Origin of the sequence: Serratia sp. BNK-4 (assembly GCF_048685115.1) — a bacterium.
Classification (GTDB): Bacteria; Pseudomonadota; Gammaproteobacteria; order Enterobacterales; family Enterobacteriaceae; genus Serratia; species Serratia bockelmannii.
Genome location: NZ_JBLQTM010000001.1, coordinates 3,777,877 through 3,794,647, shown reverse-complemented (window position 1 = coordinate 3,794,647; position 16,771 = coordinate 3,777,877). Strand labels below are relative to the sequence as shown.

At 59.7% G+C, this 16,771-nt stretch carries 16 protein-coding genes and 3 tRNA genes; 9 read left to right on the top strand and 10 right to left on the bottom strand.

Annotated features, from left to right (window positions below; translation table 11 throughout):
• Positions 1-4: 4 nt before the first annotated feature.
• Entirely contained in the window at positions 5-1,330 is a 1,326-nt protein-coding gene (gene argA / locus ACMGGW_RS18180; protein ID WP_025304056.1) for an amino-acid N-acetyltransferase, read from the bottom strand.
• A 239-nt stretch (positions 1,331-1,569) separates the two neighbouring features.
• Here argA and amiC point away from each other — a divergent pair, with 239 nt between their 5' ends.
• Positions 1,570-2,823 carry an N-acetylmuramoyl-L-alanine amidase AmiC gene (gene amiC / locus ACMGGW_RS18175; protein WP_004931882.1) on the top strand — a complete coding sequence of 418 codons (1,254 nt, stop codon included), beginning with the start codon at positions 1,570-1,572 and terminating at the stop codon, positions 2,821-2,823.
• Between the two features lie 90 nt (positions 2,824-2,913).
• On the opposite strand, the gene ACMGGW_RS18170 is transcribed toward amiC, so the two are convergent.
• The 3 genes from ACMGGW_RS18170 to ACMGGW_RS18160 form a co-directional block, all read right to left on the bottom strand.
• Positions 2,914-2,990 (bottom strand) — tRNA-Met (locus ACMGGW_RS18170).
• Between the two features lie 65 nt (positions 2,991-3,055).
• Positions 3,056-3,132 (bottom strand) — tRNA-Met (locus ACMGGW_RS18165).
• 57 nt (positions 3,133-3,189) lie between these two features.
• Positions 3,190-3,266 (bottom strand) — tRNA-Met (locus tag ACMGGW_RS18160).
• A 216-nt stretch (positions 3,267-3,482) separates the two neighbouring features.
• Here ACMGGW_RS18160 and mltA point away from each other — a divergent pair.
• A complete protein-coding gene (gene mltA, locus ACMGGW_RS18155) occupies positions 3,483-4,619 on the top strand; it encodes a murein transglycosylase A (protein WP_025304054.1) in 1,137 nt (378 codons plus the stop codon).
• Between the two features lie 84 nt (positions 4,620-4,703).
• Complete coding sequence (gene tcdA / locus ACMGGW_RS18150) at positions 4,704-5,510, top strand: tRNA cyclic N6-threonylcarbamoyladenosine(37) synthase TcdA (protein ID WP_025304053.1); 807 nt, start codon at positions 4,704-4,706, stop codon at positions 5,508-5,510.
• Here the strand turns inward: tcdA and csdE are convergent.
• Positions 5,501-5,935 carry a cysteine desulfurase sulfur acceptor subunit CsdE gene (gene csdE / locus ACMGGW_RS18145; protein ID WP_049206161.1) on the bottom strand — a complete coding sequence of 145 codons (435 nt, stop codon included), beginning with the start codon at positions 5,933-5,935 and terminating at the stop codon, positions 5,501-5,503. The two genes, tcdA and csdE, sit on opposite strands and share 10 nt — an antisense overlap.
• 19 nt (positions 5,936-5,954) lie before the next feature.
• Positions 5,955-7,160, bottom strand: a complete 1,206-nt coding sequence (gene csdA / locus ACMGGW_RS18140; RefSeq protein WP_049296157.1) for a cysteine desulfurase CsdA — start codon at positions 7,158-7,160, stop codon at positions 5,955-5,957.
• Between the two features lie 196 nt (positions 7,161-7,356).
• On the opposite strand from csdA, the gene ACMGGW_RS18135 reads away from it, so the two are divergent.
• From ACMGGW_RS18135 to rlmM, 4 genes are all read left to right on the top strand, one after another.
• A complete protein-coding gene (locus ACMGGW_RS18135) occupies positions 7,357-7,581 on the top strand; it encodes a YgdI/YgdR family lipoprotein (RefSeq protein WP_025304050.1) in 225 nt (74 codons plus the stop codon).
• A gap of 385 nt (positions 7,582-7,966) precedes the next feature.
• Positions 7,967-8,884, top strand: a complete 918-nt coding sequence (locus tag ACMGGW_RS18130; RefSeq protein ID WP_025304049.1) for a transcriptional regulator GcvA — start codon at positions 7,967-7,969, stop codon at positions 8,882-8,884.
• A gap of 51 nt (positions 8,885-8,935) precedes the next feature.
• The gene (locus ACMGGW_RS18125) at positions 8,936-9,331 is read left to right on the top strand and encodes a DUF423 domain-containing protein (RefSeq protein ID WP_004931896.1); all 396 of its coding nucleotides are present in this window, start codon (positions 8,936-8,938) and stop codon (positions 9,329-9,331) included.
• Complete coding sequence (gene rlmM / locus ACMGGW_RS18120; protein ID WP_019455735.1) at positions 9,324-10,427, top strand: 23S rRNA (cytidine(2498)-2'-O)-methyltransferase RlmM; 1,104 nt, start codon at positions 9,324-9,326, stop codon at positions 10,425-10,427. The genes ACMGGW_RS18125 and rlmM overlap by 8 nt, the downstream gene beginning before the upstream one ends.
• A 39-nt stretch (positions 10,428-10,466) precedes the next feature.
• On the opposite strand, the gene xni is transcribed toward rlmM, so the two are convergent.
• The 3 genes from xni to queF form a co-directional block, all read right to left on the bottom strand.
• On the bottom strand, positions 10,467-11,225 hold the full coding sequence (gene xni, locus ACMGGW_RS18115) for a flap endonuclease Xni (RefSeq protein WP_025304047.1): 759 nt from the start codon (positions 11,223-11,225) through the stop codon (positions 10,467-10,469).
• A 54-nt stretch (positions 11,226-11,279) separates the two neighbouring features.
• Positions 11,280-12,644 (bottom strand): nucleotide 5'-monophosphate nucleosidase PpnN, encoded by a 1,365-nt coding sequence (ppnN, locus tag ACMGGW_RS18110; protein WP_019455737.1) that lies wholly within the window; start codon positions 12,642-12,644, stop codon positions 11,280-11,282.
• A 192-nt stretch (positions 12,645-12,836) separates the two neighbouring features.
• Complete coding sequence (gene queF, locus ACMGGW_RS18105) at positions 12,837-13,682, bottom strand: NADPH-dependent 7-cyano-7-deazaguanine reductase QueF (RefSeq protein WP_043139883.1); 846 nt, start codon at positions 13,680-13,682, stop codon at positions 12,837-12,839.
• Between the two features lie 63 nt (positions 13,683-13,745).
• On the opposite strand from queF, the gene syd reads away from it, so the two are divergent.
• Complete coding sequence (syd, locus tag ACMGGW_RS18100; protein WP_025304045.1) at positions 13,746-14,294, top strand: SecY-interacting protein; 549 nt, start codon at positions 13,746-13,748, stop codon at positions 14,292-14,294.
• Between the two features lie 608 nt (positions 14,295-14,902).
• Here syd and ACMGGW_RS18095 read toward each other — a convergent pair.
• Positions 14,903-16,141 (bottom strand): MFS transporter, encoded by a 1,239-nt coding sequence (locus ACMGGW_RS18095; RefSeq protein WP_049206166.1) that lies wholly within the window; start codon positions 16,139-16,141, stop codon positions 14,903-14,905.
• Between the two features lie 178 nt (positions 16,142-16,319).
• On the opposite strand from ACMGGW_RS18095, the gene ACMGGW_RS18090 reads away from it, so the two are divergent.
• Positions 16,320-16,646, top strand: a complete 327-nt coding sequence (locus tag ACMGGW_RS18090; protein ID WP_025304043.1) for a YqcC family protein — start codon at positions 16,320-16,322, stop codon at positions 16,644-16,646.
• Positions 16,647-16,771: the final 125 nt, after the last annotated feature.

The window sequence follows — 16,771 nt, the reverse complement described above, 5'->3', positions numbered from 1 at the left end:
GTGATTACAGATCCGCCAGCAGAATTTTGGAGCGGCGCTGGTAGTTGTACAACGCCTGTTTCTGCATCGGCAGCACGTCGACCTCCGCCGGGGTAAAGCCACGTTCCTGGAACCAGTGAATGCTACGGGTGGTCAGCACGAACAGCTTCTTCAGCCCCATCTGGCGCGCCTGGTTTTCTACCCGCTGCAGCAGCATCTCGCCGCGCGAAGAACTGCGGTAATCGGGATGTACCGCGACACAGGCCATCTCACCGATTTTTTCCTCCAGGAACGGGTACAGCGCCGCACAGGCGATGGTCAGGTTGTCGCGTTCGATAATGGTGAACTTGTCGATCTCCATCTCCAGCTGTTCACGTGAACGGCGCACCAGAATACCCTGTTGTTCGAGCGGCCGGATCAGTTCCAGGATGCCGCCGATGTCGTTGATCGTCGCCCGGCGCACCTGCTCGGCGCTTTCCATCACGATTTGGGTGCCGATGCCGTCGCGCGAGAACAGCTCTTGCACCAGCGCGCCATCCTCCTGATAGCTGATCAAGTGGCTGCGGCGCACGCCGCTGCGGCAGCCTTTCACCGCGCCGCGCAGGAAGCGCACGGTGCCGGAATGGTAATCGCCGCCTTCCTCCAGTTCTTCAAGGCGCTTTTGCGCGTCGTTGGGGAACAGTTCGGAAAGGATATTGCCTTCTGCATCGGTCACGCCCTGTGAGGAGCAGAAACCGATCATTTTTTCCGCTTTCAGTTTGATCGCCAACTGGGTGGCCACTTCTTCCGAAGTCAGGTTGAAACTCTCGCCGGTGACTGAGACCGCGACCGGACCGATCAGCACGATGGCGTTGCTGTCGAGTTGGCGATGGATCGCTTCTTCATCGATGCGGCGAATGCGGCCGCTGTGGCAATAGTCGATGCCGTCATCGATACCCAGCGGCTGAGCGATGATGAAATTGCCGCTGACCACGTTAATGTGCGCGCCCTGCAGCGGCGTGTTGTTGAGGCTCATCGACAGGCGGGCGGTGATGTCCAGCTGCAACAAACCGGCGGCCTGCTTGACCAGTTCGAGCGTATGGGCGTCGGTTACGCGCGTGTGCTTGTGGTAGATCGGCTCAGAGTTATGCTGCGCCAGGTTGGCGTCGATCTGCGGCCGTGCGCCGTAAACCACTACCAGGCGGATGCCCAGACTATGCAACAGCCCGATATCGTTGACGATGTTGGAGAAATTCTCGTGTTCGATGGCTTCCCCGCCGAGCATGATGACAAACGTCTTGCCACGGTGGGCATTGATATAAGGGACTGAGTGACGGAATCCTTGCACCAGCTCTGTACTACGTTCCTTCACGGGCAACCTCTTGTGAATATTTATACGATATTTTTGTATTTTTATTCTTTTATGGCGCTAATGGCAAGTGGGAAATCGCCATGAAGAGCGAGCTAAGGGCGCTAAATCGTTAATAAATTGAAAAACCATAAAAAGATTTTCTGATGACAGGGCAGGAATGATTGGTTAAAGTTTTCGGCATTCCCAAGTCATTGGTGTTTTTTTCATCTGTTGTAAACAGTTATTACTGCCGGAGCCGCATGCCAAACGCTAATCACAATCTGGGCCGCCGTCGTTTATTACAGGGCGTTGCCGCCAGCTGGTTGCTGAGTGTGAGTCGCACGGGCTTCGCCGCGTCATCGCACGTGATTGCCGTGCGCGTCTGGCCGTCCTCCACTTATACCCGCGTCACGCTGGAATCCAACGTCGAGCTGAAATACAAGCAGTTTGCCCTGACCAATCCCGATCGCGTGGTGGTGGATATCGAAGGCGTCCACCTCAACAGCGTGCTGAAAGGTATTGCCGGGCAGGTGCGCGCCGACGATCCGTATCTCAAGCAGGCGCGCGTCGGCCAGTTTGATCAGAATACCGTGCGGCTGGTGCTTGAGCTCAAGCAGAGCGTCAGCCCGCATATTTTCACGCTGGCGCCGGTACCGGAGTATCGCAACCGTCTGGTGATGGATCTCTACCCGACCAAGGGCGGCAGCGGCGGTGAGGAGTATGATCCGCTACTGGCGTTACTGGAAGATTACAACAAGGGCGATCTGGAGCGCACGCTGCCGCCGGAAGCGCCGCAGGCCGGCAAGGCGGGGCGCGATCGGCCGATCGTCATCATGCTGGATCCTGGCCACGGCGGCGAAGATCCCGGCGCTATCGGCAAGTACAAGACGCGCGAGAAAGATATCGTGCTGCAGATTGCCCGCAAGCTGAGCGCCATGATCAAGCGCGAGCCGAACATGAAAGTGTTCATGACGCGCAACGAAGATGTGTTTATCCCGCTCAAGGTGCGTGTCGCCAAGGCGCGCAAGCAGCGCGCCGATCTGTTCGTTTCGATTCACGCTGACGCCTTTACCAGCCGCGCCGCGCGCGGTTCATCGGTGTTCGCGTTGTCCACCAAGGGCGCCACCAGCTCGGCGGCCAAGTTCCTGGCGCAGACGCAGAACGCGTCGGACCAAATCGGCGGCGTCAGCAAGAGCGGCGACCGCTATCTCGACCATACCATGTTCGATCTGATCCAGACCGCGACCATCAACGACAGCCTGAAGTTCGGCAAGGAAGTGTTGAATCGGATGGGGAAAATCAACCGGTTGCACAAGAATCGCGTCGATCAGGCCGGTTTTGCGGTGTTGAAGGCGCCGGATATCCCGTCGATCCTGGTAGAGACGGCATTTATCAGCAACATCGAAGAGGAGCGCAAGCTGCGCACCAGCCATTTCCAGCAGCAGGTGGCGGAGTCGATTCTGGCGGGGATCAAGGCTTATTTCGCCAACGGCGGCGCGCTGGCGAGCCGATAAAAGCAGGGCCGGGCGCGAGTCCGGCTATTTTTGCGGATTGCAGATACAAAAAAACACCCGGAAGGGTGCTTATCTGTTGTCATCAAGAGTTGGTTGCGGAGGCCGGATTTGAACCGACGACCTTCGGGTTATGAGCCCGACGAGCTACCAGGCTGCTCCACCCCGCGTCCGTCTTGATGCTGTATTACTACGAAACCACCGTTCATGTTATGCCGCTGGTACGACATTCGGTTGGTTGCGGGGGCCGGATTTGAACCGACGACCTTCGGGTTATGAGCCCGACGAGCTACCAGGCTGCTCCACCCCGCGTCCGTATAATACTTTGTTATCGAAGCCAAACGCAAATACCGCCAATGCGGCATCGGTTGGTTGCGGGGGCCGGATTTGAACCGACGACCTTCGGGTTATGAGCCCGACGAGCTACCAGGCTGCTCCACCCCGCGTCCGATGGATGCGCACTATACTCTCCGTGCGTTTTGTTGCAAACCCTTTTTGCATTTTATTGGCCTAAACCCGTTTTTCTGCTGGATTTGCCCGCAATTTGCCTTCTTTTTCATCACCATCCTCCGTGCGGCTTTTTTTATTTGCAGCGATTCCTTTATCAATGAGCGTTTGTTATCGTTCAGCCGGTAGATCATATCAGTTTGAGAGTGTGCGCGATGAAAGGACGTTGGGGCAAATACCTGCTGGGCGGGTTGTTGGTGGCGGTGTTGGCGGGCTGTTCGTCCAAGCCGACCGATCGGGGTCAGCAATATAAAGACGGCCGTCTGGATCAATCGCTGGAGCTGGTCAATCAGCCCAACGCCAAAGGTTCGCCGGTCAACGCCAAGGATTATTCGGATCAGTTGATGGAGATCAAGTACGCGTCGCCTTCGCTGTTTAACCGCAACAACAGCACCTATCAGGCGGTGCAAAGCTGGATGGCGTCCGGCGCCGACACGCGCATGCTGAGCCAGTACGGCCTCAGCGCTTACCAGATGGAAGGTGTCGACAATTACGGCAACGTGCAGTTTACCGGCTACTATACGCCGGTGGTGCAGGCGCGCTATACCCAACAGGGCGAGTTCCGCTATCCGCTGTACCGCATGCCGCCGAAGGGCAGAGGCCGCTTGCCGGATCGCGCGGGCATCTATTCCGGCGCGCTTGACGATCGCTATATCATCGCTTACACCAACTCGCTGATGGACAACTTCATGATGGAAGTCCAGGGCAGTGGCTATGTCGACTACGGCAACGGCCAGCCGCTGGTGTTCTTCGGCTACGGCGGTAAGAACGGCCACGCCTATCGCAGCATCGGCAAGGTGCTGATCGATCGCGGTGAAGTGGCCAAGGCGGACATGTCGATGCAGGCGATCCGTCAGTGGGCGGATACCCACAGCGCCGCAGAGGTGCGTGAGCTGCTGGAGCAGAACCCGTCGTTCGTGTTCTTCCGTCCGGAAGCTTTTGCGCCGGTGAAGGGCGCCAGTGCGGTGCCGCTGATCGCCAAAGCCTCGGTGGCCTCCGACCGTTCGCTGATCCCGGCGGGCACTACGCTGCTGGCCGAAGTGCCGCTGCTGGACAACAAGGGTAAATTCACGGGAAAATACGAGATGCGTCTGATGGTCGCACTCGACGTGGGCGGGGCCATCAAGGGCCAGCATTTTGACATGTATCAGGGCATCGGGCCGGATGCCGGCCACTCGGCAGGATACTACAACCACTATGGCCGCGTCTGGGTGCTGAAGAACAACGGTGGCGGTCAGTTGTTCAGCGCCAATCAGTCAAACGGCGGCGGTTCGTTGTTGGCCACTCGGTAAACGCATACGACGTGAAAAGATTGACCCGCAAGGGCCGGATTTTCCGGCCCTTATCATTTGCATTACGAAGGTAATTAAAGCGTTATGAGCACAGCTTATTCGGAAGCCTATCTGCAGCGTTTCGGCGGCACGGCGCGATTGTACGGCCAGCAGGCGCTGGCGGTGTTCGCGCAGGCGCACGTCTGCGTGATCGGCATCGGCGGCGTGGGTTCCTGGGCGGCTGAGGCGCTGGCGCGCACCGGCATCGGCGCGATCACTCTGATCGACATGGATGATGTCTGCGTTACCAATACCAACCGCCAGATCCACGCGTTGCGCCAGCATGTCGGGCAATCGAAAACCGAGGTGATGGCGGAGCGTATCCTGGCGATCAACCCGGAATGCCGGGTGACCTGCATCGACGATTTCATCACCCCGGACAACGTCGCCGAGCTGCTGGACCATAACTTCAGCTACGTCATCGACGCGATCGACAGCGTGCGGCCGAAGGCGGCGTTGCTGTCATACTGCCGCCGCTTCAAGATCCCGGTGGTGACCACCGGCGGCGCCGGCGGTCAGGTCGACCCGACCAAAATCGAAGTGGCCGATCTGGCCAAAACCATCCAGGATCCGCTGGCCGCCAAGCTGCGCGAGCGGTTGAAGCACGATTTCAACGTGGTGAAAAACGGTAAGGGTAAGCTGGGCATCGACTGCGTCTTCTCCAGCGAACCGCTGGTTTACCCGCAGCCGGACGGTTCGGTGTGCGCTTCGCGCAGCACGGCGGAAGGGCCAAAAAGAATGGATTGCAGCGCGGGGTTCGGTGCGGCGACCATGGTTACCGCCACCTTCGGTTTCGTCGCCGTATCGCACGCGCTGAAAAAGATGGTGGCGAAGGCGGCGCGTCAGGCGTAACGGGCGGCGATCGCCTTGACGGCGGAGCCCAAGGCCGCCAGGCCGCTGGCGCGGGTGGCGCTCAGCTGCGCGCGCAATGCCAGACGGTCGAACAGCGCCAGCGGATCCAATGCGGCGATCTGCTGCGGCGTTTTTCCTTCCACTTCGGTCAGCAGCACCGCCAGCAGGCCGCGCACGATGCGGCCCTCGCTGTCGCCATAGAAGTGCAGCGTGCCGTCTTCCAGCAATTGGTGCCCTAACCAGACACGGTTTTCACACCCGCTCAACGCCATTTCTTCACTGCGCAAGGCCTCCGGCAGCGGCGGTAGCCGTTTTGCGAGCATGATCAGCTGGCGGTAGCGGTCTTCCCACTGTTTCAGCGCGCTGAAGGTAGCGATCAAGGCTTCGGCGGTGATCTCTCGGCCAAAAGGATGGGGGGCGAGCATAGTGTCTCCGGAAATCACGTCAGTCGGCCAGCAGATCGAGGGCGTGAGTCAACGCGCTGACCAGCGTATCGACATCCTGTTGTGTATTGTAGGGGGCGAACGACGCGCGCAGCGTGCCGCTGACGCCTAATGCCGCCATCAGCGGCTGCGCGCAGTGCTGGCCGGCGCGCAGCGCAATGCCTTGCTCCGCCAGCAGCGTGACGATGTCGCTGTGGTGTACGCCGGCGATATCGAACGCCAGCAGACTGGAACCGGAACTGCGGAAGCTGCGAAAGCCCGGCAGCTGCGCCAACTGCTGTTCCGCCCGGTCAGCCAGCTCGCGGCTGTAACGTTCCGCCGCCGCCATGTCCTGTTCACTCAGCCAGGTGAGCGCGGCGGCCAACCCCAGCACGCCGGCGATGTTTGGCGTGCCGGCTTCGAAACAGTGCGGTGGCTTTTGTGGGGTAAAACCGTCGAACGACGCCTGGGTCAGCATCTTGCCGCCGCCTTGCCAGGGGGCCATCTGCGCCAGCAGCTCGGCTTTGCCGTACAGCGCGCCGATGCCGGTCGGGCCATACAGCTTGTGGCCGGAGAAGGCGTAAAAATCGATGTCGAGCCGCTGTACGTCGGCCGGGCCGTGAACCACGCCCTGAGCGCCGTCGATCATCACGTGCGCGCCGGCGGCATGCGCCATGGCGATTGCCAGTGCCAGGTCCGGGCAGCCGCCGGTGACGTTGGACATTTGCCCCAGCGCCAAAAGGCGGGTTTTGTCGTTGAGCAGGGCGGGTAGCTGCGTCAAATCCGGCAACCGGTCGGCGCCGATGGGCAGTTTCACCACCCGCGCGCCGGTTTGTTCCGCCACCATCAGCCAGGGGATCAGGTTAGCGTGGTGTTCCGCTTCGCTCACCAGGATTTCATCGCCCGGCAGCAGACGCGGGCGCAGGTAGCTCTGCGCCACCAGGTTGATCGCCTCGGTGGTGCCGCGCGTCCAGACGATGTCGTCGGCCGACGGCGCATTGATCAATTTCGCCACCTGGCCGCGTGCCTGCTCGAAGCGGGCAGTCAGATCCTGCGCCGCCCGATGCTGGCTGCGGTGCACGGTGGCGGCGTCATCGCGATAAAATTGCTGCGTGGCGTCGATGACCGCCTGCGGTTTCAACGCGGTGGCGGCGCTGTCCAGATAGATACCATCCTGCGCGAGCGCGGGAAACTGTTGGCGAAAAAGGCTGGGGTTAAAAGGCGTCATACCCTGATTGTCACTGGCTTGAGTCGATGGGTGATCCTGTCCTATTTTGCCGCCGGAGACAAGCGATCCTGCCTATTAGGACTTATCGCCTGGCAAAATTGGAAAAGTTTGTTATGCTATTAAATGTGCGCTTATTAATCGCATCTATACACATAAAAGGTATTTATCAGCATTTAAAACTAAAAAGGAGTCCTCAATGAAGAAAACAGCCGCAGTTCTCTCTGCCCTGATGCTTACGTTCACCCTGGCCGCCTGTTCCAGCAACTACGTGATGCATACCAATGACGGACGCACCATTGTCGCTGACGGCAAGCCAAAAGTGGACAACGATACCGGCATGATCAGCTATAAAGACGCTAACGGCGTCGAGCAGCAGATCAACCGCGCCGATGTGAAAGAGATGGTTGAAAGCAACCAGTAACCGTCAGGCAAAAAAAAGCACCGCAAGTTTTGCGGTGCTGCATAAAATCACTATGGACAGACAGGGTAAATGTACAGGAAGTGAAAAAACAGTAGCCTAGCTACCATGTCCGGAATCGCCGGACAATTTGCAAACACAACATCACAACCACAAGCCAAAAGTTCATCGGCGTCCTCGACACCCACTCCCTTTTCGTTCCGGCCCGGGAAGTGCCGCCACTATAGGTATTTGCTGGCGCATCCTCAACGGACAAATTATAATGGCTCGGATTAAAAAAACTAATGGCAATACGCCGTTAGCGTTTACCGATGGCTTGCCACACAAAGCCGCCCGATTTTCGGCGCCGAATCATTCGGATTAATGTTACACAAAAGTAGCTAATTTAATGTCTAAACGCTTACCTCCCCTCAATGCGCTGCGCGTGTTCGATGCGGCCGCTCGCCACCTGAGTTTCACCAAGGCGGCGGAAGAGTTGTTCGTGACCCAGGCCGCGGTGAGCCACCAGATCAAGTCGCTGGAGGACTTTCTCGGACTGAAGCTGTTTCGCCGGCGCAATCGCTCGCTGCTGCTGACCGAAGAGGGCCAAAGTTACTACCTCGATATCAAGGAGATTTTCTCTTCGATCAACGAGGCGACGCGCAAGCTGCAGGCGCGTAGCGCCAAGGGGGCATTGACCGTCAGTCTGCCGCCGAGCTTCGCCATTCAGTGGCTGGTGCCACGGCTGTCCGGCTTTAACTCAGCTTATCCGGGCATCGACGTGCGCATCCAGGCGGTGGACCGCGAAGAGGACAAGCTGGCGGACGACGTCGACGTGGCGATTTTCTACGGCCGCGGCAACTGGCCGGGGCTGCGCGCCGAGCGCCTGTATGCGGAATATTTGCTGCCGGTGTGTTCGCCGAGCCTGCTGACCGGCGATCATCCGCTGAAAACCGCAGAGGATCTGGCTTATCATACGTTGCTGCATGACGTTTCACGCCGCGACTGGCTGGCTTATACGCGCCAACTGGGGTTGCAGCACATCAACGTGCAGCAGGGGCCGATCTTCAGCCACAGCGCCATGGTGGTGCAGGCGGCGGTGCACGGTCAGGGCGTGGCGCTGGTGAACAACGTGATGGCGCAAACCGAGATTGAAGCCGGTCGCCTGGTGTGCCCGTTCAACGATGTGCTGGTCAGTAAAAACGCTTTTTATCTGGTATGTCATGACAGCCAGGCAGAACTGGGTAAAATAGCCGCCTTCCGGCAGTGGATCCTGGCGCGTGCCGCCAGCGAACAAGAGAAGTTCCGCTTCCGCTACGAACAATAAGGCCGGCCGCCGCCTTGCCGCGGCCGGTGATTTTTAATGGGATAGATCACGATGAGCAGCCGTTCCATGCTGGTTTTCGCCGCTATCAGCGGCTTTGTGTTTGTCGCGTTGGGCGCATTCGGCGCGCATGTGTTAAGCGGTACGCTCGGCGCCAATGAAATGGCCTGGATCCGTACCGGGCTGGAGTATCAGGGGTTCCACACCCTGGCCATCCTGGCGCTGGCGGTCGCGATGCAGCGCCGCGTGAGCCTGTGGTTTTACTGGAGCGGAGCGCTGTTGGCGTTCGGCACCGTGTTGTTCAGCGGCAGCCTCTATTGCCTGGCGCTGTCGCACCTGAAGGTCTGGGTATATATCACGCCGGTTGGCGGCGTGTGCTTCCTGATCGGCTGGATATTGATGTTGATTGGCGCTTTGCGTCTGAGGAAAAAGGCCGAGCGCCATGAATAAGATTGCGTTGTACTGCCGCCCAGGCTTTGAAAAAGAGTGTGCGGCAGAGATCACCGACAAAGCCGCCCAGCTGGAGATTTACGGCTTTGCACGAGTAAAAGAGCACAGCGGTTACGTGCTGTTCGAATGCTATCAGCCGGACGATGCCGATCGCCTGGCGCGGGAGATTCCGTTCCGCGAACTGATTTTCGCCCGCCAGATGATCGTGGTGGGTGAGCTGCTGCGCGATCTGCCACCGGAAGATCGGGTATCGCCGATCGTTGGCATGCTGATCGGCGTGGTTGACCGCGGCGGCGAGCTGCGGGTGGAAGTGCCGGACACCAACGAAAGCAAAGAGCTGATGAAATTCTGCCGCAAATTGACGGTGCCGCTGCGCGCCGCGATGCGCGAGCAGAAGGTGCTGATGGCGCGCGAGAACCCGACTCGCCCGGTGGTGCACGTGTTCTTTATCGCGCCGGGCTGCTGCTACGTCGGTTACTCCTACAGCAACAACAACTCGCCGTTCTACATGGGCATTCCGCGTCTGCGCTTCCCAGCCGATGCGCCGAGCCGTTCGACGCTGAAGCTGGAAGAAGCGTTCCACGTGTTCATCCCCGCCGACGAGTGGGACGAACGCCTGGCCAGCGGCATGCACGCGGTCGATCTGGGCGCCTGCCCGGGCGGCTGGACCTATCAGCTGGTGAAACGCAGCATGATGGTGCATTCGGTGGATAACGGCCCGATGGCGCCGAGCCTGATGGAAACCGGCCAGGTGACGCACCACCGCGCCGACGGCTTCAAGTTCGAGCCGAACAGCAGCAAAATCTACTGGCTGGTGTGCGACATGGTGGAGAAACCGGCGAAAGTGACCAGCCTGATGATTCAGTGGCTGGTGAAAGGTTGGTGCCGCGAAGCGATCTTTAACCTCAAGCTGCCGATGAAAAAGCGCTATGAGGAAGTGTCGCAAAACCTGATGAGCATCCGCGAAGCGCTGGGCGCTGCCGGCATCAGCGTCGAAGTGCACGCCAAACAGCTGTATCACGACCGCGAAGAGATCACCGTACACGTGCGCCGCATGTGGTCGGCGGTGCCGGGTCGGCGCGACGAGCGCGATTAATCGCGTTAAACCTGATGAAGGGCGCTGCTTGCAGCGCCCTTATTGTATCGGCAGTCGCAGCTGCTGCAGGTTGCCGTCCAGCGACAGATCGGTGCGCAGCGTGGCGACGTGTTTGCTGACGTAGGCCAGCTCGCGGTGCTGCTCCAGCTTGCCGCGCCATTTCTCCGGCACCTGCTCCAGGTGCTGATAGATCCCGTCCAGACTGCCCGACTGCTGCAACAGCAGCACGGCGGTTTTCGGCCCGATGCCGGCCACGCCGGGGATCTTGCTGCTGCCGATCCCCGCTAACCCCCAGTAGTCCGGCAGTTGCTGCGGCTGCACGCCGAATTCCTGCTGCACGAAAGGCATATCCAACCAGCGTTTCTGGAAGTAATCGCGGATCTGTACGTTCGGCGCCAGCAGCTGGCAATAGCCTTTGTCGGTGGAGACGATGGTCACCTGGTGGCCGCCGCCGGCGACCTTCGCCGCCAGCGTGGCCGCCAGATCGTCTGCCTCGTTGCCGGGTGAATGCCAGCTGGCGACGCCCAGTTCGGCGAAGGCCTCACGCAACTGCGGCATCTCCTGCTGCAGGTTTTCCGGCATCGGCGAACGCCCGGCCTTGTAGTCCGGCAGAATTTGGTGACGCCAGCTATCGCTGCGATCGTCCTCGTCGAATACCGCTACCGCGTGGGTCGGGCGGCTGTGCTGGAGAAGCTGCTGCAGCGCGTGGCGGCAGGCGTTGACGCAAGGAGAGCCCTGTACGGCGTGAATGCGGCGGATGAGGTTCAGGGCGTCGACAATCAGTAGGTGTATCATCATGGGCGGCAAGGTCAGAAAAAACAGGGCGGCCGTTACGCCGCCCAGGATTGAGGATTAGGCGACGATTTCGTAGCAGGGCACATAGGCGCTGCCCGGCAGCTTCATGCGGTGCTGGGCGACAAAGCCCTGCAGCAGGCTGTCCATCTGCTTCATCATCTGCGGTTCGCCGTGCAGCTTGTACGGGCCGAACTGTTCAATGGCGTGGATGCCGTTTTCCTTCACGTTACCGGCCACGATGCCGGAGAAGGCGCGGCGCAGCGCGGCGGCCAATTGCTCCGGCGGCTGGTTCGGATACAGATTGAGGTTCGCCATGTTCTCGTGGGTCGGCTCGAACGGCAGCTGCAGATCCGGCGCGATGCGGATCGACCAGTTAAAGCTGTAGGCGTCGCCGGTGTTGCGGCGGTTTTCCTTCACCAGCGGCATGGCTTTTTTCATCTGCCGCGCGACTTCCGCCGGATCGTCGATGATGATGGTGTAGTGACGGCGCGCCGCGTCGCCCAGCGTGTTCATGATGAACTCGTCCAGCACGCGGAAGTAATCGGCGCTCTCTTTTGGCCCGGTCAGGATCAGCGGCAGCACCTGTTCGCTGTTCTCCGGGTTCATCAGGATACCCAGCAGGTACAGCAGCTCTTCGGCGGTGCCGACGCCGCCCGGGAAGATGATGATGCCGTGCGCGATGCGCACGAAGGCTTCCAGGCGTTTTTCGATGTCCGGCATGATCACCAGCTCGTTCACCAGCGGGTTAGGCGGCTCGGCGGCGATGATCGACGGTTCGGTCATGCCGATGAAGCGGCTGTTGCGGTAACGCTGCTGCGCGTGACCGACCGCCGCGCCTTTCATCGGCGCTTCCATGGCGCCCGGCCCGCAGCCGGTGCAGATGTTCAGCTCGCGCAGGCCCAGCTGGCTGCCGACCTTGCGCGCGTACAGGTATTCGTTCTCGTTGATCGAGTGGCCGCCCCAGCACACCACCATGTTGGGATCTTCATCCAGATGCAGCGTGCGTGCATTGCGCAGGATCGAGAACACCAGGTTGGTGATGTGGGCCGAGTTTTCCAGGTTCAGATGCTGGAAACGGCCGGCGCTGGCGATTTGGCCGTGCACGAACAGGATGTCGCGCAACACGGCGAACAGGTTGGCCTGCAATGAACGGATGATGCGGCCGTCGACGAACGCCTCTTCCGGCGGGTTGACCAGCTCCAGTTTCACGCCACGCTCGCGGCGCAGCACGTTGATATCGAAGGTTTCATAGCGCGACAGCAGCTGTTTGCTGTTGTCGGTTTGGCTGCCGGAGTTCAACACGGCCAGCGAACAGTTGCGGAACAGGCGGTACAGGTCGCTGCTGGCAGTGCGTTTCAGCATGTCTACTTCCAGCTGCGACAATAAATCCATAGAGCCAAGCGGGCTGATGTGTGTAATCAAGGTAACTCCTTTGCACCCGGTGCGGGGCGGTAGTAATCCATACGCAGCAAAACAGCATCTCGTTATGGTTGGCGTGCTGCGGTGCAACGGGCGTTCTGCCCGGCTGCAGCCTCGTTTTAACCTTACCGCCGTCCCTGCGCTTTTACCAACACAAACCGCTCGTTAGCTCAGTTGTTGAGCAATGTTTCGCACTTATTGGCGCGCCAGGCGGCCGTGCTCGGGAGTGAACGCGACGTTGCTGCGCCACGGGTTGATGTCCAGCCCGCCGCGACGGGTGTAGCGAGCGTAAACCGTCAGGCTCTGCGGCCGGCAGTAGCGCATCAAATCATTGAAGATGCGCTCGACGCACTGTTCGTGGAATTCGTTGTGGTGGCGGAAGGAGACCAGGTAGCGCAGGAGCGCTTCGCGATCGATCTTGGCGCCGCGATAGCTTATCTGCACCGAGCCCCAGTCCGGTTGATGGGTGATCAGGCAGTTGGACTTCAGCAGGTGGCTGACCAATTGCTCTTCCACTACCTCTTCACCGGCGGCGTTTAACAGGTAGTCGGCGTTGAACTCATAATTGTCGATGCGGATATCCTGCTGGTCGATGCAGTCGCCGGCCAGACGGGCGATCGGCGTGCCTTCCAACTGCTCGACGCTGAACAGGGTGACGCTGACTTCGCCCTGGGCGCAGGCGGACAGATCGCGTTGCAGGGTGCTGCGCACCGTTTCCCCATCGGCGAACGGCGTTTGGTTGAAGCTGTTGAGATACAGCTTGAAGCTTTTCGATTCGATCAGGTTCAGGCTGTCGGCATTGAGGCTGATCTCGCCGACCGCCACCTGCGGCAGCCCGTTGGCGTTCAGCCAGGAGAGTTCGTACAGCGTCCAGATGTCCGCGCCGTGGAAGGGCAGGTTGTCGGGATACAGCCCCAGCGGCTCGCGGTTCATGCTGCGCGGCACCGCCTGCAGCAGCGTGGCGTCGTAGCGATCGCGGTAGGCGGTTGGTTTGCCCAGCGTCAGCCCCGACAGGGCCTGGTGGTCTTGATATGAGGACATCTGCTGTCACCTCGGTCAGAGATAGGTACAATGGCCGTCAGTTTAACGTATGCGAGAAAGAATATGGACCATGATGTATCGCACGCCCTGCGTGAATTCACTCAACGCTATGTCGAGTTGTGGCAGCAAGAGCGCGGCCACGCGCCGGCCAGCGAGGCGCTGTACGGCGTGCCGTCGCCCTGCATCGTGGAGAATCGCGAGGACGACGTGCTGTGGTTGCCGCAGCCTTTCGAACCGGCGGCGACGCTGGAAAAGGTAGAGACCGCGCTGGAGCTGCGTTTGCAGCCGGATGCGCATCGCTTCTACACGCAGCAATACGCCGGCGACATGAGCGCGCAGTTCGGCGAGCATCGCCTGAGCCTGCTGCAGGTCTGGAGCGAAGAGGATTTTATCCGCCTGCAGGAAAACCTCATCGGCCATTTAGTGACGCAAAAGCGCCTCAAATTGTCGCCGACCCTCTTCCTGGCGACCACCGAATCCGAGATGACGATGGTGTCGCTGTGCAACGTCAGCGGCAACGTGGTACTGGAGCAGTTCGGCAGCGATAAGCGCACCTTGTTGGCGGCGACGCTCGGGAATTTCCTCGATGCGCTGCGCCCGGTGTTGGACTGAATCGCGACGGATTCGCCGTCGCCCGTGTGAGAGATCTCTCACACGGGCTGTGAGATATCGCTCTTAATTTTTCCCACCTTTTTCCAGGCTATGAGATTATTGTTATCCAGATCAATTGGTTAGAATTTCTTTAGGATAACTCTTAGTCTTAATTTAGTGTGAGACACCTCCCAAACCCTTGTGATTCCGGGGAATTTAAGCGATCTTATCGTTACCGGAACGGAACCGGCGGAGCAGGAAAGCATCAGGATGATGCAGCTTCAGGAAGAAGAAAGGGATGCGCTCAGGCAGAGCGAAGGATGGCGTCAGGAGATGCCCAGGATGTTTCAGGATAGAAACCAGGGACACCTCCAGGACGGAGATTGAGAGCCGACACAGGACTGTCGGCGGGTCAGGAAGGCTGAGGAACCGCGTCAGGACGATGCTGCAGGATGATGCAAGGATCACTTGGTCAGGATGGCCGCAGGAAAAGTTTTCAAGGATTGAGCAGGGAGCACACTGTGTAGCGGGATAGCTATAAAACGAACCGGGGGCACTGTTAACGCAGTGCCCCCAACTTTTTGTTCTCTCCCGCCGTGCGTGCTCCTCTGCTTAATCCATCGCCAGCGTTAACCAATCGCGCCCAGCGTATCGCCTGCGCCCTGTTTTTTCGGCAGCAGGAACAGCGTGGCGTAGATATCCAGCAGGTAAATCGCCGCCAGCAGGCTGATGGCGGCGGTAAACGACACCTGCGTCACCAGCGCACCGATCACCAATGGCCCCAGGCCGCCGACGCCGCGCCCCAGATTGAACAGGATGTTTTGCGCGGTGGCGCGCGCCTGTACCGGGTAGGTATCGGAAATCAATGCGCCGTAGCCGCCGATCATGCCGTTGACGAACATGCCCATCACGGCGCCGGCGAACAGCATCAGCATCGGATCGCTCAACTGGGCGTAGCCGATCACCATCACTACCGCGCCTACCTGATACAACACGAAAATCTTCCAGCGGGCGAAGCGATCGGCCAGCATGCCAAACAGCCAGATACCGAACGTCATGCCGACCACCGTCACCGCCGTCCACAGGCCGGACTTGGTGAGTGAGAAGCCGAAGTTTTTCGCCAGGTAAGTCGGCATCCAGATCATCAGCCCGTAGTAACCGAAGTTCTGCACCGAACAGAGAATGAAGATGCCGATGCTGGCCTTGCTGGTAGCGCGATCCTTAAACAGCAGGCGCAAACGCTGCAGGAAGGAGAGCGGCTGCCCGGCGTCTTTCTGCCGCACGAACGCCTCCGGCTCGCCCAGCGTGCGGCGGATCAGGAATGACGCCAGCGCCGGCAGCAGACCGACCAGGAACATACCGCGCCAGCCGATGTGTTCCAGCAGCAGCGGCGTCAGGAAGGCGGCTGCCAGCACGCCCAATTGCCAGCCCATGCCGACGTAAGCCGAAGCGCGGTTGCGTTTCTCCGCCGGCCAGGCTTCGGCGATCAGCGCCATGCCGATGCCGAATTCGCCGCCCAGCCCGATGCCTGCCAGGGTGCGATAGGCCAGCAGATCCCAATACCCTTGCGCCACGGCGCACAGGCCGGTGAACAGGGAAAACATCAGAATGGTGATGGTCAGCACCCGGATTCGGCCGAAACGATCGCTGAGGTGGCCGAAGATCACGCCGCCCAGCACCGCGCCGATCAGCGTCCAGGTGACCAGCGAACCGGCGGCCGATGAGGTTAATCCTAATTCGATGCTGATGGCCGGCAGCATAAAGCCGAGGATCAGCAGGTCAAACCCGTCCATGGCATAACCGGTGACCGAGGCCAGCATGGCTTTACCGGGCGTCGCGTGGTTTTTTTTCTCTGTTATTACGGACATGAATCTTTATCTGTGTGGTGTATTCGGTGGGCCTATTGTGCCGCGTGGCGGCGATCGCCACCAGATAAAAACGGCAGCCGGTCTCGGGCGCGCCAAATTTGGGCTATAAAAATGCTATGCTTTGCCGCCTTTCAGCCAGCGAGCTGAATACCATAATGAAAAGAGATCGGGAATGCAGATGAGTATACATAACCAGGTGCGCCGCAGTTTGCAGGCGATTGAACAATCCATGCGCGATCTGGCGCTGTGGCAGGCCGCGCCGCCTGAGCATGAGGCTTTTTCCAGCACCGAGCCGTTCTGTATCGACAGCATGTCGGCCGAAGCCTGGCTGCAGTGGGTGTTTCTGCCGCGCATGTATGCGCTGCTGGATGCCCAAGCGCCGCTGCCGACGCGCTTCGCCATCACGCCTTATTTCGAAGAGGCGCTGAAAGATCGTGAGCCGAGCAGCCTGCCGCTGCTGGTGCTGCTGCAACAGCTGGATTTGATGTTGAATAAAGAGCCGTAATCCGCCGGCGGCGCGCAGATTTTTGCCGTCCGGCAGTGTAGAGTACTCGCGCGGATGCCGGGCAGGAGAGCCGACGGTGTCTTTCGGCTCGGTTGAACCGCGACGGTTGACCGGGGGCTGCATTA

Coding starts and splice junctions, on each gene's coding strand:
- csdA (WP_049296157.1), bottom strand. CDS start 7,160: ATGACGCCTTTTAACCCCAGCCTTTTTCGCCAACAGTTTCCCGCGCTC.
- ACMGGW_RS18090 (WP_025304043.1), top strand. CDS start 16,320: ATGAGTATACATAACCAGGTGCGCCGCAGTTTGCAGGCGATTGAACAA.
- ACMGGW_RS18130 (WP_025304049.1), top strand. CDS start 7,967: ATGTCTAAACGCTTACCTCCCCTCAATGCGCTGCGCGTGTTCGATGCG.
- xni (WP_025304047.1), bottom strand. CDS start 11,225: ATGATGATACACCTACTGATTGTCGACGCCCTGAACCTCATCCGCCGC.
- mltA (WP_025304054.1), top strand. CDS start 3,483: ATGAAAGGACGTTGGGGCAAATACCTGCTGGGCGGGTTGTTGGTGGCG.
- rlmM (WP_019455735.1), top strand. CDS start 9,324: ATGAATAAGATTGCGTTGTACTGCCGCCCAGGCTTTGAAAAAGAGTGT.
- ACMGGW_RS18095 (WP_049206166.1), bottom strand. CDS start 16,141: ATGTCCGTAATAACAGAGAAAAAAAACCACGCGACGCCCGGTAAAGCC.
- ACMGGW_RS18125 (WP_004931896.1), top strand. CDS start 8,936: ATGAGCAGCCGTTCCATGCTGGTTTTCGCCGCTATCAGCGGCTTTGTG.
- ACMGGW_RS18135 (WP_025304050.1), top strand. CDS start 7,357: ATGAAGAAAACAGCCGCAGTTCTCTCTGCCCTGATGCTTACGTTCACC.
- tcdA (WP_025304053.1), top strand. CDS start 4,704: ATGAGCACAGCTTATTCGGAAGCCTATCTGCAGCGTTTCGGCGGCACG.
- csdE (WP_049206161.1), bottom strand. CDS start 5,935: ATGCTCGCCCCCCATCCTTTTGGCCGAGAGATCACCGCCGAAGCCTTG.
- queF (WP_043139883.1), bottom strand. CDS start 13,682: ATGTCCTCATATCAAGACCACCAGGCCCTGTCGGGGCTGACGCTGGGC.
- syd (WP_025304045.1), top strand. CDS start 13,746: ATGGACCATGATGTATCGCACGCCCTGCGTGAATTCACTCAACGCTAT.
- amiC (WP_004931882.1), top strand. CDS start 1,570: ATGCCAAACGCTAATCACAATCTGGGCCGCCGTCGTTTATTACAGGGC.